We start from the raw sequence: 14,738 nt of genomic DNA on the forward strand, positions 1-14,738 counted from the left end.
TGTCTGCGCCGCGGCCCTGGTGTCCGAGGGTGTGCTGTTCGCCTTTACCGACGGCTCGCTGGTCACCATCGACCGCGCTGGCATCGTCGGGGCCATGCTGCTCGAGTCAGGCCGGAGGTGGTCCGTGTTATGCCTGGCCCCCGGTACGAGGCGACGGCTGGCTGACGCGGATGTCGGCGAGACGGCCACGCAAGACCCCGATGCCCAGGCCGACGAGCCAAACGGCCGCGAGGAGTCGGAACGCCGGTTCTGGCCGGACCAGCGGTGGCAGCACGATCGAGAGGGCGGACGCCCCCACCAGTGGGCCGCCGAACCTGCCGTAGCCGAACACCCATCGCGGCCGCCGGTCGGAACGCCACGCGGCCGCCGAGGCCGCGGTGATCAATATGCCGGAGCCCAAGAGGTGTATCGGACCGCCGAGTACGAGCGTCGCCTTGCCGAGTCCGGCGATGACCGTGTCACCGGCCACCGTAACGACCTCCATCAGGGCCAGCGAGCACACGACCGAGGCCAGCAGCGCCGCAGCGGCGAGTGCACTGCCCCAACCCACACCGGCGGCCGCACGAGTACCGCCAGGTCGCAGCGCGGCGCGCAGTCGGTATCCGAACCGGTACAGGGCGATCGCCGCTAGGACCTGCAACGCCGACTGGGCGAGCACCGCGGTGCCGTTGGCGCTGTAGAAGTCCCGCAACTGCGTTACCGATGCCTCTGGCAGATAAAGGCTCTCTCCCGCATTCAAGACGCTGCCGGCGGCGATGCTGGCGACGAAGGCGACGACGAATACGATGCCCCACCAGCCCCAAAGTCTGCCGATCCCGCGGCCCGCACGGACTCCGCTGCCCGCTTCCCTGACCGTCTCTTTCACGATTCGCCCTTTCCGTCTGGCTGGACCCCGTCCCCTGGCGGTGGCCAGCGGGGAATGTCAATCGATCAGCCATGCTGCCGGGGCGAAGACGTTGTGCCATCCGGCGCAGCGCGGCTCTCGGCATACGCCTCAGCGCGTATGCCAGTACGCGTCGGCACGTAGCCGCCTGTGGTTGGACAGATCCCACGACCGGCCACGCGGCATGCTCGGGCGTGCGACAGCCGCGGCAGCGGAGCAGCCAGGTTCAACGCAACCGTGCCGGATCTCCTGTCACCCGTGTCGTCGTGCCTGACGATGCGGCGCGCGGCGCCGGAGGTCCTCAATCGCCGCTGACAACGGGCGGCCCCCGACGGTCTGGCCAGTGGGGCGCGAGTCAGGCGCTGCCCGGGGGCGGGTTGGGGGCATCATCATTCTGGCGTGCACGAAGGTTCCGAGGTCAAGGTGGCTCACCTCGCCTGCGGCGTCGCGCTCGACCCGCAGCCGCTCGCCGGGGAAATAGCCGCTGAGGCCCTTTCGACGGCCGTCGTGGTCGGGCGCAGCCGGGTGCCGCGCCCGCCTCCGGACAGCAGCGGGGCCAGCTCCAGGACGCCGTCGGCCAGCGGCATTAGCACGTAGGGGCCGGCCCCCAGTACCAGGGGACTGCGAGGTTCAGCAGCTCCGGGTCGGCCGCGGGCAGCGGCGCCACGGCGCTGGGATCCGGCTCCCGCTCGGCGACCGTCCGCAGCAGGTCAGCGGCGGTTCGCTGGGTCGCGAACGGCACGGTCGGAGTCCGCCGTCGTGCGCCACCGTCCGTCGGCGTGCGGCGCGGTTTGTCACTCCGTTGGGCGCGCACCCACGCCCCGTCCCGGCCTGCGGTGGTCTGCGCCACCGTGATGGCCAGCCTTACCGCGGACCAGCCCACCGACGACATCGCCCTGCTGGCGATCCGCGCCGCCGAGGGCAACGCCGCGACCGGGTTCTGATCACAGCGCCGACCAGGCCCGTCAGCCGGCCTCGTGGTTCCGCTCCGGCTCAGACCTGTCTTTGCGCGGCGACCCGGACTCGCCGCCCGGTCCCTGTCCGGCCCCGCCGGTCGGGTCCGGCCCACCCTGCTCGCCGGTCAGCTGCGCGTCGGGCTGATAGCGGTACGCCGCCTCCCGTACCGCCGAGTCGGACTCTAGACCGGCGCCGAGCGCGCCGCCGACCGTCGCCAGCGAGCTGGCCAGCCAGCCCAGCTTGATCTGGTGGGCGGCGCCGGCCGGTCGGCCGGTGGATTCAGCGAGCAGGTCCCAGGGGACGAGGGCGATCGCCCCGATGATGGTCAGCGCGGCGAGCGCCACGTACAGCGCGAGGACGCCGATCACCACGGTGAGCACGGTGACCACGTTGAAGAGAACGACCTGCTCCCGGGCACCCGGGTCGCGCGGAACCCGCTCCCAGAGGCGCGCGCCGAGCACCATGGTCAGCACCACCGCCAGGACGGAGCCGGCCGCGAGCAGGGCGAGCCGCAGGTTGCCCAAGGCCGCCGACAACTGCCAAATATCGGAGGTCACCAGGGCGAAGACGGCGGTCGCGAAGGCACCGACCAGCAGCCGGGAGAGCCGGACGGCCAGCCGCCACGGCCGGTTCGCCCGGAGCATGCCGAGCAGCAGCCGCAGGTTGCCGCCGATCACCCCGGCCAGCAAGCCGATGCCGGACGCCTGGTGGTTCACGCGCGCGCCGAGTTCCCGGGCCCGCCGTCCGGTGGCCAGGCGCCGGCGGCGCGAGCCGGCCCGTGCCGGGTCGCCGACCGCGTCGGTATCGCCGAGCAGTGCCGCGAGGAGCCGGTCCCCGGCCTCGGCCATGCGCCGGGCCACGGCGACGGGGCCGAGCGCGGGCATGGAAAGGACCGCGACGCCGTGGGTGGTGCTGGCGTGCGCGACCACGGGCCGCCGCGCGGTCTGCAACGGCAGGTCCGTCACGCAGAGGACCAGACTCCAGCCCTCGGCCAGCATCCGGCGTCGGGCTGCCTCGATGAGCTGGCCGAGGTCGGCCGGCCCTTCGACGAGCCGCGCCACCTGGAGGCGTACCGCCCAGTCGACCTCCGGGACCCGGTTGCGGAGCCGGTCGGCGAGCTCCGTGGTGGCCTCCCGCGCCAGGTCGGCCGCGGCCCCGGGGGCGGCCACGACACCCACGACGACGGACCCGCGCCCGGTCACCACACTCCCGGAGCCGGCCCGGCCGCTTCCCCGGGCGCGGCGCGGGTCCGTGGCGCCGTCGTCAACACTCGAGGTCGTCCTTCAGGATGCTCATTGCCGTCTTCAGTCGCTCGGTGTCGAGCGGCAGCAGGTCCTCCTTGATGACCGCCCGGGCCGGTGCGTCCACCGGGTTCAGGACGTACATCCACTCGATGGACCTGGTCGATAGGAGCGTGGACGCTACGGGTGACCCGGACGAAGTCGTCCCCACCCCGGGTGCAGTCCCGGTCAACGCCCATCGCCGCCTCGCGTCCCTGTCGGCCTGGTCCAGCTAGTGCCCGTTGGGCGCCGATTCATTCATCGGCGCCCGGGCGGCTACGCCCGGACCCGCCGGTCAGGGCTGGTACTGGCTGCGGGTGCGGGGCAGCCACTGGGGGTGCTGGTCGCGCAGGTAGCGGATCAGTCCCTCGCGTAGGTCGCAGCGCAGGTCCCAGGCGCTGGCGCCGTCCGCGGCCGAGGCCTGCACTTGGATGACCACGGTCTGCGGGGTGGCGTCGACCATCTGGAGCACCCACTGGTCTCGATCCCACAGCGGTGAGGACTCGACCAGTCGGCGTGCCTCCCGGCGCAGGTCGTCCAGGTCGGCGGTGTGGTCGACATGGATCTGGATCTTGCCGACCACCCGCGACTCGTTCCTGGTCCAGTTCTGGAACGGCCGCTCGGTGAAGTACGTGGTCGGCAGGATGAGTACCCGTTCGTCCCAGAGCCGGATCACCACGTTGGTCAGCTTCACCTCCTCGACCCGGCCCCATTCGCCGTCCACCACCAGCACGTCGCCGACGTGCATCCCGTCGGCGAAGGCGACCTGGATGCCGGCGAACGCGTTGCCGAGCGCGGTTCGGGCGGAGAGGCCGATCACCGCGCCGACCACCCCGGCCGAGGTCAGAATGGAGATGCCGAAGAGGCGTACCGGCCGGAAGGTCATGAGGATCAGGCCGATTGCGGCGACCGTAACCACGGCGACGGTGAGCCGCCGCACGGGGCGGATCTGGGTCCGGGCCCGCCGGATCCGCCGGCTGGTGACCACGTCGCTCGGCAGCCGGCTGAACGCGACCGCTTCGACGACGCTCAATGCCTTGATCACCAGCCACGCGCTGAGGGCGATCAGGACCAGCAGGATGGCGTGCCGCAGATAACGCTGCCACTCGGCCGGTCCGGGCGGCAGCGCGTAGTACAGCGCCCCGACCAGCAGGACCGCGGCCGCCGGGCGGCGGCAGGCGTGCCGCAGCGGCTCCAGCAGCCACTTGTAGCGGCCACGGGCGCCCCGGCGGATCAACACGCCGGAGACCAGGTCCACGACCACGGCCGCCGCCAGTGCGGCCAACACGATCAACGCGGTACGCATCAGAGGCCGTTCACCGTGATCCCGATGCCGCCTCTCCCGGGCTCGCGACCGCACCCGTGCGTTCAGGGTGCCATCAGATCCGGTGGCAGGCGGCGGATATCGAGAATGCCAGACGAGACGGTCGGCCTGCCCGCAGGCTCCCTGCGAGCCGACGCAGGATGCGTGATCGGCACCCTATGGCCGGCCGCTGACCTGCCGGGGCCGCTCACGTACAGGATGCGGGCAAGGTGAACGCGGTCCACACGCGGGAGGTACATCGGCGCCGGTTGTGTCCGGTCCGCCGGCGCGGTCTCTGCGGTCTCATCCCTGGCCGTGACAGATGCACGGATCTGCCGCCGTCCGGGCGTTCAGTGGGGAAACGCGTGGGGGATGCGTGCGTTGAGGAGTTCGTCGCGGAACGCTTGGATGCGTGTGATGACCTGTCGCCTGCCGATGGTGTTCTCGATGCGGTCGAGGTAGAGGCATCGGGCGGCGAGTTGTCGAGGTCGACGGTGAAGTAGATCGCCATCAGCGGGTTGACGAACAGGTCGCCTCCGCCGGTGCGTCGGGTGAACCGCACGTCTCCGAACGCGCCGCTGGTGGCGGCGGCGATCTGTCCTTGGACGATGCTCGGCCGGTCCGGGGTGGCGGCCTGGGCGTCGGCGACAGCGTCGCGGTACAGCGCCGCTTCCCGGCTGGAACCGGGGATGGACAGGGCACCGAGGTAGCCGCCGTCGCGGTCGAGTGCGGCGAGGTTCTCCAGCACCTGGGCGTGGTTGACGCCGTCGTAGGCGTCGATGCCGAAGCCGAGGCTGGTCACCAGCTTGACCGGCACGTCCAGCGCGGCCACGGCGGCCAGGCTGGTGATGTCCTCCACCGGGGTGCCGAGATCGCTTTTCGTCGCCGCGCAGCAGGACGTCGGTGCCGCCATCGACCAGCACCACCGCATCGATGTTGAGTTGTTCGACGAGGTACCGGCAGGCCGCCCGTAACGGCTGGACGCCGAGCGGCGGAAAGGCGTAGACGGTCGACGGCAGTTCCTGATCCGCCAGCCACCGGGCGAGCGTCCGTTCGGGGAAGTACCAGTCCGGGCTGGTGGTGTCCGGCTGCACCGCCGCGACGTGCTCCGCTACCCACGCGTCGCGGTCGATCAACTCGAGCTCGGAGAAGGACAGGCTGGCCAGGTGTACCTGTGCACCGCCGCGCCACAGGGCGAACGCCAAGGGCAGGCCGGCGTACACGTCGAACCCCCCGCCCGCTCCGGCGATGAGGATGCTTCGCGCCGGAGCCAGCGCGGCAAACAGCGGCGGAACGGCCAACGAGAACGCACCGGGGTCGGCCAGCAGCGCGGCGGTGTTCATCACCGCTCAATGATCAGCCACGGCGTCTACAAGGGCGAGGCTGGCTGCGCAGCGCGTTCTCGATCTGCAGGTACCGGCTCGGTGGGCCGCGCCGTGAAGAATCGGGTGATGTCGTCCGCTGCGGTGGGGGACAGCATCATCGCCTGGACTCGTGCGGACATTTCGGCGATCGGGTGAGTCCTGGTGAACATCGCCTCTTCGTACGCCCGGATCGCCGAGTCCGGGTCGGCGGGGTTGGCGGCGAGTTCGCCGGCGAGTTCGGCGGCGTCGAGCATGGCCTGATTGGCGCCCTCGCCGAGCGGCGGCAATGAGGTGCGCGGCGCCACCGATGACAGGCGGCGGGTATCTACACGGTGACGACGATCTTTCCCCTCGCGTGGCCCGCGGCGACGTGCCGAATCGCGTCGGGCGCAGCGCTGAGGGGGTAGGTGCGGTCGATGACCGGCGTGACGGCGCCGGACTCGATGTGTCGGCGCAGCTCATCCAGGTCTGCGGCGCCTACCTTGGCCATCAGGTTGCGCAGCCGCTGGCGGGTGACCATCGACAGCAGCGGTGCGCGCAGCATCGCCCGGTCGAAGCCGGCGAGCAGCGGACCGCCGCCGTTCTCTCCGCCGACCAGGACCAGCGTTCCGCGGGGCGTGAGCGCGCGCCGTAACAGCCGCAGCGGCCGGTTGCCGGCGGTGTCGATGAGGACGTCGTAGCGGGCGCCGTTGCGGTCGATCTCGTCGCGGGTGTAGTCGATGACGTCGTCGGCGCCGAGGGACCGGACGAGGTCGGCCTTTCCGGCGCTGCACACACCGGTCACGGTGGCGCCGTACGCCTTGGCGATCTGCACGGCGAAGCTTCCGACGCCGCCCGCGGCGCCGATCACCATCACCTGCTGCTCCGGCTGGACGCCGGCGCAGTCGCGCACCGCCTGCAGCGCCGTCACGCCGGAGATGGGCGCGACCGCGGCCTGCTCGAACGTGGTGTTCGCCGGCTTGTGCGCCAGCCGCTGGCGGCGCGCGGTGGCGTACTCGGCGTACGAGCCGCTCTCGCAGACACCGTAGACCTCGTCGCCGGGGTGCAGGTCGGTCACCGCCGCGCCGACGGCCTCCACCACGCCGGCGAGGTCGACGCCGCGCACCGGCACCTTGGGTCGGCGCAGGCCGAACCCGAACGCGCGCACCAGGTACGGGTGGCCGGTCATGAGGTGCCACACGCCGGGGTCCACACCGGCGGCGCGGACCCGCACGAGCACCCCGTCGTCGCCGGCCGGCGGCTGGTCGATGTCGCGCAACTGCAGCACGTCGGCCGAGCCGTACGCGTCCTGGACGATGGCTTTCATGGTGTCTCCCGCTCGGGGGTGTCGGGGTACTGGAACACGTCGTCGAGCCGCACGCCGAAGACCTGCGCGATGAGGAAGGCAGTCTCCAGGGAGGGTGAGTACCGGCCCTGCTCGATGGCGATCACGGTCTGCCGGGTCATGCCGATACGGTCGGCGAGTTCGGCCTGGGTCATCTCGCCGTGCGCGAAGCGCAGCGCCCGGATCGAGTTGGTCACGCGGGTCGGCTTCACCACTGCGGCAGCCGCCCGTGGTACATGCCGATCTTCGCGACCGAGCCCAGGACCGCCGACAGCACGAACGCCAGATAGATCACGTTGGCGATCCAGAACCGGTCCCACCCGGCCATTGCCATCAGCATCGCCGCGACCGCGCCGGCCACGAGGAACGACTGGCCGACGTGGTCGCCGAGCTGGCCGATCTGCCGGTCCCGAGCGTCGGCCACGCGCGCCGCCTTCGGGCTCACCATGCCGATCGCTATCTCGGCCACGATGTTCGCCACGATCGACGCGCCCACGGTCCATAACAGCGCCGCGGCGTAGGGAACGTCGGCCAGAGGCCGCCCGCCCGTGCGGCCCACGACGATCGTCACGTAGATCGCATACGCCACCACGGCGACGACCAACATGATCCACGCGCGCTTCTCTCGGTGTGCCATGACCCGCTCCTTGATGTACAAAATCTTCGACACGGTGAAGGTAACTCATGCTTGACGCCGTGTCCAGAATTCTTTACACCGAGCTGAGTTGGGCCCTGGCCGCCGAGCGCATACCCACCATCGAAGGACTGCGCCCGAAACGCCCTCAACTGCCGCCGACCGGGCATGACAGGTATGGGGCGGAGACGCGGTGGCGCTCAACGCGCGGTCGTGCCGATGAGTGGGCACACTCGCCGCGATGAGCCTGGCTGTCGCCACTGGGGGATCAGTGGTTGCGGGGATCGGGCCAGGCCCGAGGACGGGCTTCGCCCCACGCCCGATCCCCGGGTCACCGCCCCGCGTCTCCAGTTCAGGTCGATGCGCAGACCCGCGTCGTCAACCGGCCACGCAGCTATTGCTCTCAGGCTGCGGGTCTCCCTCGATCAGACGTCGTCAGGATGTCACCGTCACCTGTCCGCCTGGCGGAGCATCTCGTCTATTTCGAGATCGGGCATGAGCTCCCGGACCTCCTGCGCACAGCGGCAAGCGACCGCGAACTTGGCAGCCCACGCCAGCGCCTCCTCGCGCGAGGCCACGTCGACGACCACAAACCCGCCAATGACCTCCTTGGTCTCCGGGTAAGGGCCGTCGGTGACCATCCCGTCCGTGGCCACGACGCTCGCCCTCTGGCTTTCCAGCCCGGTTCCGAACACCCACACGCCGGCGTTCACGGCCTCCTGGACCACCGCGTGCGCGGCCTTGCCCACGTCGGGTATCTCCTCGTCGGGGATGTGGTCCATCGCGCCTGCATCGAACGAGATCAAGTACCGCCTCATCCCATCACTCCTTGTCCCAGCGGCCTCCTCCGGCCGCCTCCCACTCGTTCTACGAACGGCTCACCCCGGATCCGACGCTATGCCAGAAGAATTCTTCAGGGGACCTCCGCCGCTCGGCGCCTGCGGCCGCCATGCCCCTGCCGGCGTAGATCATCGCCGCCGCCACCGGCTACGAGCAGTCCCACCGCACTCATCTGCCGCCGACCGTGCGCGACGCAGCGTCACACCGAGTTGGCCCAGGTTCTCGTCCGCACGTGCCGAATTGAGTGCGGTCAGTGTGTTTGGGCCGTCCAGACCGGCTGCTGGGGCTCGTCGTTGTGCACGACGATGTCGACGTGATCGGTCGGGCGGACCGTAGCCAAGTAGAACTGTTGAGAGGGGATGTAACGCTCGCGCCAGCGCCGTTCGACTTCGGCCCGAGATGACACCCGGCGCTCTCGGACCACGGCACGACCCACGGTCTTCTCGAGCGCGGTCGACACGAAGATGCGCAGGTCCCACCGATCAATCAGTTCCGGGCGCATGAGGAAGACGCCGTCGAAGACCAGCACGGCGTCGGCGGGGGCAGTCGTGACCGGCGGGGACAGCGCGGTATCCGCCGTGCGGTCGTAGACCGCGTGTTGGAAGCGTCGATCTCCGCCCGGGCCGAGCGGATCGAGCAGAACCCGGTTCAGCGCTTCGTGGTCATGGGCGTCGAAGTAGCAGCCTTCGGCCGAGTACTCGCCGCGCGGGTAGCGCTGTGCCCGCGGGAAGAGAAAATCGTCGATTGTCGCGCGGATGACGTCGCGGCCCTGTGTGCGCAAGACGACGGCCAGCTCGTCGGCGAGGGTGGTTTTGCCCGCGGCGGGCGGTCCGTCGATGGCAACCCGCGTCGGGTGTGTGACTGCGATCGATCCGACTGCCTCAGCCAGGCGGCGGAGCATCTCGTCGCGGGTGCCTTGGTCCATGTCCTGCCCCGTCCTACCGGCTCGGCCGACACCCGCGGGAAACCCGATGACCGTTTCTTGGACCCGCGATCCTTCTGGAAGTCTGCGCCGAATCGCGCTCAGTTGATCCTCAGCCATGACCGAACAATTATCAGCCGTCTCGCGTCGACCGGCATACATGGATCAAACGGCAGCAGGACGCGGTCCGGACGACATCCTCATCTGCCGCGGATGGTGCGGTGAGCCCGAAGGTCGTACCCACGTCCTACGGTGGGACCATGGACTGGAAGATTGAACTCATCCCCGTTCCCGTGACCGATGTCGACCGGGCCAAGGCCTTCTACCAGAAGGTGGGCTTCAACGCCGACCACGATCACAGGGTGCACGAGGGCCTGCGGTTCGTCCAGCTGACACCACCCGGCTCCGCCTGCTCCATCGTGATCGGCGAGGGCATCACCGACAAGACTCCCGGCACACAGGAAATCCAGGTTGTGGTCGCCGACGCCGAGGCGGCGCGCCGGCAACTGCTCGACGCCGGCGTCGATGCCAGCGAGGTCGAGGTGCAGCCATGGGGCAACTTCGTCTACTTCGGCGATCCTGACGGCAACAGGTGGTCGCTGCAGGCGATCGAGTCACGCCCCAACGGCTGATCGACGGCCTACAACAGCCCTCGCAATGCCTGATGTACCGCTGAGTGTGCGCCGATCTGCCGAGATCAGTGCATCAGTGTGTGAGGGATGCGGCGCGTTGGGAAGCTTCGATAATTCGTTGCTCGCTTGTTGGAGGGGACCGTCCGGCACGCACTCGGCGGGGCGGGGCGGGTGCGGGTCCGGCCCGTCACGGCGGGTGAGGGGGATAAATGGCTTGCACAGACGCCGGGCTGAGAGTTTGACTGCTGGCCATGCCTTCCCCCTCACCGATATTCGTCGCGGGTACGGGTCGTTCGGGGACGTCACGGATCGCCGACATCATCGGCGAACATCCGCTTATCCATCGGATTCCCATGGAGACCCGGTTTCTCATCGACCCGGGTGGCCTGCGGGACCTGGCCGACGCGCTCACCGATCGATACGACCCCACCCTCGGTGAGGACGCCCTGCACCGGCTGAGCGACTTCCTCACCGTACGAGTGCCCGGCCGGCGCGACGATCGCGGCAAAACCGTTCCCGAGCTGGTCGGTGAGCGGCGCTACCGGGACGCGGTGCAACAGCTCTGGCCGCAGTTGATCGCGTACACATTCGACGAACCGGCGCCCGCGGAAGGCTTCGGGAACGCCGACCGGCCTGCCGGGCCGTTCGAGCCGCCGAGCCGCCGGCGGGTAGTCCCCAGGTATTTCAGCGACCGGGGCGAACTGCTTGGAATCTTGCGGGGCTTGATCGACACCATGTTCGGCGGAGCAGCCGCCGACGCGGGCAAGCCGACCTGGTGCGAGAAGACACCGTTCAACCTGCTGTGCATGGAGTTCCTCTGGGAACTGGTCCCCGAAGCGACCATCGTGCACATCAAGCGTCACCCGGTCTCAGTGCTCGCATCCCACCTGGCCCAGCCATGGGCGCCGCCCACCGTCGACGGCGCGCTCGCCTACCTCAAGCCGGTCTACCACCGGTGGCTCACCTGGAAGAACACGGTCGACCTGACGGGCAGGCGATACATCGAGGTGAAGGCAGAAGATCTCGCGGCCGACTGGCCCAGGCAGCGCAAGGCCCTGTTCGAACGGCTCGATGTCGACGACTTCGCCACCCCTTCAACGTTTCAGTCGCACAAGCTGACGAACCGCAACAACCAATTCGACGACGAAACCCGCAAGTTCATCGAAGAAGCACTCGGCAAGGTCATCCCGGCCATGGGATATGAGTGACCGCTCCGGCTCTTCACCTTGAAAACGCCGCGTCGCGCCTGTCGAACGCCCGGTAAACGCTGCTTCGGCCGAACCGCATCGCAGACCACTCGTTCCTCACTTTCCGGCCGTCTTTTGAGCCCGTGGGCGGGTGCACGCTTCTGCCGCTGGTCAGGCGTTGACAGCTCGCCGAGCGGGGCACGTCCGACTCTGCCGAAGTGCGGTCGTCGCGACATGCGCATTCTGCGTGCGTCGGTCGGGTGCACGTGCTGTGCGGGTTGGACCGGGTGGAGGATTGGTGGGCAATCGGACCCGGTGACCTGAGGGACCTCTGGAGAGGTTGCTCGACCTTCGATGAGTTCCAGCGCGGTCCCGAGTCTTCATGAACATCCACCCTCCGCGCGCGAATAAAGGAGGCACCTTGAAGCTTTTGCTTACGTCAGGCGGCGTCACGAACCCAAGCATCCACTCGGCGCTCGTGCAGCTCCTCGGCAAGCCGATCGCCGAGTGCCACGCCCTATGCGTCCCGACGGCACAGTGGGGTCACCCGATGTGCGGTCCGGGATCGGTGCGGGGTTCCGTAGCCGCCGAGCCCGTGTTTCGGTACCTGTCCGGTCTGGGTTGGGCGTCGCTCGGTGTCCTCGAGCTCACCGCACTGCCCACCATCGGCGCGGAGCGATGGGTTCCCTGGGTCCGGGAGGCCGACGTTCTCCTGGTCGACGGCGGCGACGCGACGTACCTGTGCCACTGGATGCGGGAGTCCGGGCTGGCCGATCTGCTGCCATCGCTGCCCGACACGGTCTGGGTGGGAGTGAGTGCTGGAAGCATGGTGATGACGCCCCGGATCGGAACGTACTTCGTTGAGTGGCCGTCCGCGCCGGACGACCGCACCCTGGGAGTCGTCGACTTTTCGATTTTCCCGCACCTGGACGCTTTCCCAACGAACACCCTGGCCGACGCAGAGCGGTGGGCCGCCGAAGTCGGTGTCCCGGCCTACGCCATCGATGAACAGACGGCCATCAAGGTCGTCGACGGCTCGGTCGAGGTGGTTTCCGAAGGGCAATGGAAGAAGTTCGGGTCATAGCCGCCCGGCATCCGTGACGTCGCGTCGTTGGACGTGACCCATCGACTTGCAGCACTTCCGAGAGCGCCCGCCCATGTCGCAGGTCGCCTGCGCTCTCGGATCTGCCGCGGTCAGCCGCATCGGTCGTAACGGTCGTGGCGGTCGGACGTTGGGTCATCCGAGCCACCGGTCGAACCATGCGCGGGTGCGGCGGAGTACGTCGAGCTGGTGGTTGCGTTCGCGGATCGAGTGGTTCTCTCGGGGATAGACGACGTACTTGTGCTCGACTCCGAACCTGCGTAGCGCGCGGTGGAAGAACTCCGCCTGTGCTACCGGAACGTTGGTGTCGTTCTCGCCGTGGAGGATCAGCACCGGCGTGCGGACCTTGGAGGCGTACGAGATCGGGCTGAGCCGGTCGTGGCGGTGTGGACCTGTTCCTTCCCAGCCGCTGCTGCCGCCGAGGGCGGACTCGAACGGCCCCTGGTCTCCGGTTGCGGCGAGCATTCCCCAGTCGCTGATTCCGGCGCCCATCACGGCGGCCTTGAACCGGTCGGTCTGCCCGACCGCCCATGCGGCCATGAACCCGCCGTGGCTCCAGCCGCCGATGCCCAGCCGGTCGGGGTCGGCGACGCCGTCGGCGATGAGCAGGTCGATGCCGGCGCAGATATCGGTCCACTCATCGAGGCCGACTGCACCGGCGACGCATACCGCGAAGTCGTGGCCGTGCCCTTGGCCGCCGCGCGGGTTCGGCAGAAACACGGCGTAGCCGGCGGTCGCCAGCCACTGGCCTGACGGGTGCCAGCCAAGCTGGAGCCGGTCGGCGTGCCGGTCGTACGGGCCGCCGTGAACCAGTGTTACCAGTGGAAAGGGCCCATCCTTGTGGGACCGGCCGGCGGGCAGGATCAGCAGGCCGTCCAGCGTCAGCCCGTCGGATGCCTCGTACGACAGGCGTTCCTGGACACCCCACCGGATGTTGCGGAGTTCGGGCCTGAGGTCGGTCAGCCTCGTCAGCGGCCCGCAAGTGGGGCCGGCGTGGACGTTTCCGGGCTCGTAGGAGGTGCTGACCACCGCCGCGACGGCGTCACCGTGCCGGTTCGTGGTCAACGACGTCGGGAGGCCGTCGACCCGGGACACCTCGACGAGGGTGGGCCCGGCCGGATCGAGCCGGTGGATCGCGGTATCGAGCCCGTCGGCGACCAGCGCCAGCGGGGGACCGGTGTCGACCTGGACCAGGTTGCTCGGGCAGACGGTCGTGCCGGCGGTCAGACTGCGGTGCTCGCCCACCGGCCCGCTCACCGGTACGGCGACATCGAGAACCGCGTGTCCGCCCACCAGAGCTGGCGGGGTCTTCGCGACATAGGCCAGGTGCCAGCCGTCGTCGGCGGGCCACCAGACGACGGACGACGCGTCGGCCGCAGCCGGGCCGAGGTCTCGCGTCACGCCGCTGTCCGGGTCGAGCAGGTGCAGACCGGGCTCCACCAGGCCCGGGTCCACGTCGGGGGTCGACCAGGTCAGTACCGCCAGCATTCCATCGTCGGGCCGCTGGGCCACCTCGACGACATGGCGATCGCTGAACGTATCCGGTGTCCGGACCTCGCGGCTCCGTACGTCGAGCAGCCGCAGCCGGTCCGGGCGTAGGCGTTCGCCCCACACCCGAGCGTCGTCACGCTCCCTGTCCCGGCGTTCGTCCTCAGCGGACGGTTCATCGGCTGCGATCACCACGACACGGTCCGGATCGGCCAGCGGGAGGTGACCGGACACCCCACCGGTCCAGGACGTGACCGCCTGCACGACACCGTCGACGAGCCCCAGCCGGTGCAGTTGCGTCGTGCCACGCTCGGCCCGGTCGGAGAGAAAGTAGATCAACAGCGAATTCGCGGCCCACCGCGGCGCCGAATCGTGCGCCTCACCCGAGGTCAATCGTCGCGGCGACCCGGTTCCGTCGGCGGCAGCGATCCAGAGTTCGCTGACCGGGTGATCACCGGCCCGCCCGACCGGGGTGACCACGTAGGCGACCCACTTGCCGTCCGGCGACAGCGCCAATGCCTGCGGAATACGACCGTCAACCACCAACTCGGCGGTGAGCTGTGCACGGGCCACCGATGCACAGTAGCGATCGATTCTCACGGCGGCCAACCGCTGCCGCAACGCCTCCGCAGCATGGCTTCGGCGTCCTCTCAAGCAGTCCCGATTTCAATAAACAACGCCAGGAGGAGATGATCTCGCTACTTCATCGGATGCGCACATCTGCCGCCGATCGCGCGTGCTGACCGGCAGCACGGCGCGTCACGGGAGCAGCCCTGGCGCACGAAGGCCGGCGGGCCGGGCCAGGTCGGGCAGCGCGAAGAA

At 69.4% G+C, this 14,738-nt stretch carries 16 protein-coding genes and 1 pseudogene; 3 read left to right on the plus strand and 14 right to left on the minus strand.

The window, feature by feature from the left end; all coding sequences use genetic code 11:
* Nucleotides 1-127: 127 nt before the first annotated feature.
* From AC0OLQ_RS15295 to AC0OLQ_RS15355, 13 genes and pseudogenes are all read right to left on the minus strand, one after another.
* Nucleotides 128-865, minus strand: a complete 738-nt coding sequence (locus AC0OLQ_RS15295; RefSeq protein ID WP_484531869.1) for a hypothetical protein — start codon at nucleotides 863-865, stop codon at nucleotides 128-130.
* Nucleotides 866-1,135: 270 nt separating this feature from the next.
* A pseudogene (locus tag AC0OLQ_RS15300) lies at nucleotides 1,136-1,417 on the minus strand (DUF7586 domain-containing protein); the annotation flags it as partial.
* A 52-nt stretch (nucleotides 1,418-1,469) separates the two neighbouring features.
* Nucleotides 1,470-1,625: a hypothetical protein gene (locus AC0OLQ_RS15305; RefSeq protein WP_484531870.1), complete on the minus strand. Its 156-nt coding sequence runs from the start codon at nucleotides 1,623-1,625 to the stop codon at nucleotides 1,470-1,472.
* 223 nt (nucleotides 1,626-1,848) lie between these two features.
* On the minus strand, nucleotides 1,849-3,018 hold the full coding sequence (locus tag AC0OLQ_RS15310) for a hypothetical protein (protein WP_484531871.1): 1,170 nt from the start codon (nucleotides 3,016-3,018) through the stop codon (nucleotides 1,849-1,851).
* 85 nt (nucleotides 3,019-3,103) lie between these two features.
* On the minus strand, nucleotides 3,104-3,226 hold the full coding sequence (locus AC0OLQ_RS15315) for a hypothetical protein (protein ID WP_484531872.1): 123 nt from the start codon (nucleotides 3,224-3,226) through the stop codon (nucleotides 3,104-3,106).
* A 189-nt stretch (nucleotides 3,227-3,415) separates the two neighbouring features.
* Entirely contained in the window at nucleotides 3,416-4,426 is a 1,011-nt protein-coding gene (locus AC0OLQ_RS15320) for a mechanosensitive ion channel family protein (RefSeq protein WP_484531873.1), read from the minus strand.
* Nucleotides 4,427-4,631: 205 nt separating this feature from the next.
* Entirely contained in the window at nucleotides 4,632-5,336 is a 705-nt protein-coding gene (locus tag AC0OLQ_RS15325) for a hypothetical protein (RefSeq protein ID WP_484531874.1), read from the minus strand.
* Nucleotides 5,337-5,792: 456 nt separating this feature from the next.
* Nucleotides 5,793-6,092 (minus strand): hypothetical protein, encoded by a 300-nt coding sequence (locus AC0OLQ_RS15330; protein ID WP_484531875.1) that lies wholly within the window; start codon nucleotides 6,090-6,092, stop codon nucleotides 5,793-5,795.
* Nucleotides 6,093-6,112: 20 nt separating this feature from the next.
* Nucleotides 6,113-7,093 carry an NAD(P)-dependent alcohol dehydrogenase gene (locus AC0OLQ_RS15335; RefSeq protein WP_484531876.1) on the minus strand — a complete coding sequence of 327 codons (981 nt, stop codon included), beginning with the start codon at nucleotides 7,091-7,093 and terminating at the stop codon, nucleotides 6,113-6,115.
* The gene (locus AC0OLQ_RS15340) at nucleotides 7,090-7,326 is read right to left on the minus strand and encodes a helix-turn-helix transcriptional regulator (protein WP_484531877.1); all 237 of its coding nucleotides are present in this window, start codon (nucleotides 7,324-7,326) and stop codon (nucleotides 7,090-7,092) included. Before AC0OLQ_RS15340 ends, AC0OLQ_RS15335 begins: the two co-directional genes overlap by 4 nt.
* Nucleotides 7,320-7,748, minus strand: a complete 429-nt coding sequence (locus tag AC0OLQ_RS15345; protein ID WP_484531878.1) for a hypothetical protein — start codon at nucleotides 7,746-7,748, stop codon at nucleotides 7,320-7,322. Before AC0OLQ_RS15345 ends, AC0OLQ_RS15340 begins: the two co-directional genes overlap by 7 nt.
* A gap of 446 nt (nucleotides 7,749-8,194) precedes the next feature.
* Nucleotides 8,195-8,563, minus strand: coding sequence for a YciI family protein (locus AC0OLQ_RS15350; protein ID WP_484531879.1), 369 nt, complete (start codon nucleotides 8,561-8,563; stop codon nucleotides 8,195-8,197).
* 272 nt (nucleotides 8,564-8,835) lie between these two features.
* On the minus strand, nucleotides 8,836-9,510 hold the full coding sequence (locus AC0OLQ_RS15355; protein WP_484531880.1) for a cytidylate kinase family protein: 675 nt from the start codon (nucleotides 9,508-9,510) through the stop codon (nucleotides 8,836-8,838).
* A gap of 257 nt (nucleotides 9,511-9,767) precedes the next feature.
* On the opposite strand from AC0OLQ_RS15355, the gene AC0OLQ_RS15360 reads away from it, so the two are divergent.
* The 3 genes from AC0OLQ_RS15360 to AC0OLQ_RS15370 all read left to right on the plus strand — a co-directional run bounded on the left by AC0OLQ_RS15360 (nucleotide 9,768) and on the right by AC0OLQ_RS15370 (nucleotide 12,410).
* Nucleotides 9,768-10,139, plus strand: a complete 372-nt coding sequence (locus AC0OLQ_RS15360) for a VOC family protein (RefSeq protein WP_425879542.1) — start codon at nucleotides 9,768-9,770, stop codon at nucleotides 10,137-10,139.
* 251 nt (nucleotides 10,140-10,390) lie between these two features.
* Nucleotides 10,391-11,347 carry a sulfotransferase family protein gene (locus tag AC0OLQ_RS15365; protein ID WP_484531881.1) on the plus strand — a complete coding sequence of 319 codons (957 nt, stop codon included), beginning with the start codon at nucleotides 10,391-10,393 and terminating at the stop codon, nucleotides 11,345-11,347.
* A 400-nt stretch (nucleotides 11,348-11,747) separates the two neighbouring features.
* Nucleotides 11,748-12,410, plus strand: a complete 663-nt coding sequence (locus AC0OLQ_RS15370) for a Type 1 glutamine amidotransferase-like domain-containing protein (RefSeq protein WP_484531882.1) — start codon at nucleotides 11,748-11,750, stop codon at nucleotides 12,408-12,410.
* A gap of 153 nt (nucleotides 12,411-12,563) precedes the next feature.
* Here AC0OLQ_RS15370 and AC0OLQ_RS15375 read toward each other — a convergent pair whose 3' ends face one another.
* Nucleotides 12,564-14,537: a S9 family peptidase gene (locus tag AC0OLQ_RS15375; protein ID WP_484531883.1), complete on the minus strand. Its 1,974-nt coding sequence runs from the start codon at nucleotides 14,535-14,537 to the stop codon at nucleotides 12,564-12,566.
* Nucleotides 14,538-14,738: the final 201 nt, after the last annotated feature.

It is taken from the genome of Micromonospora sp. Utrum1 (assembly GCF_057197805.1).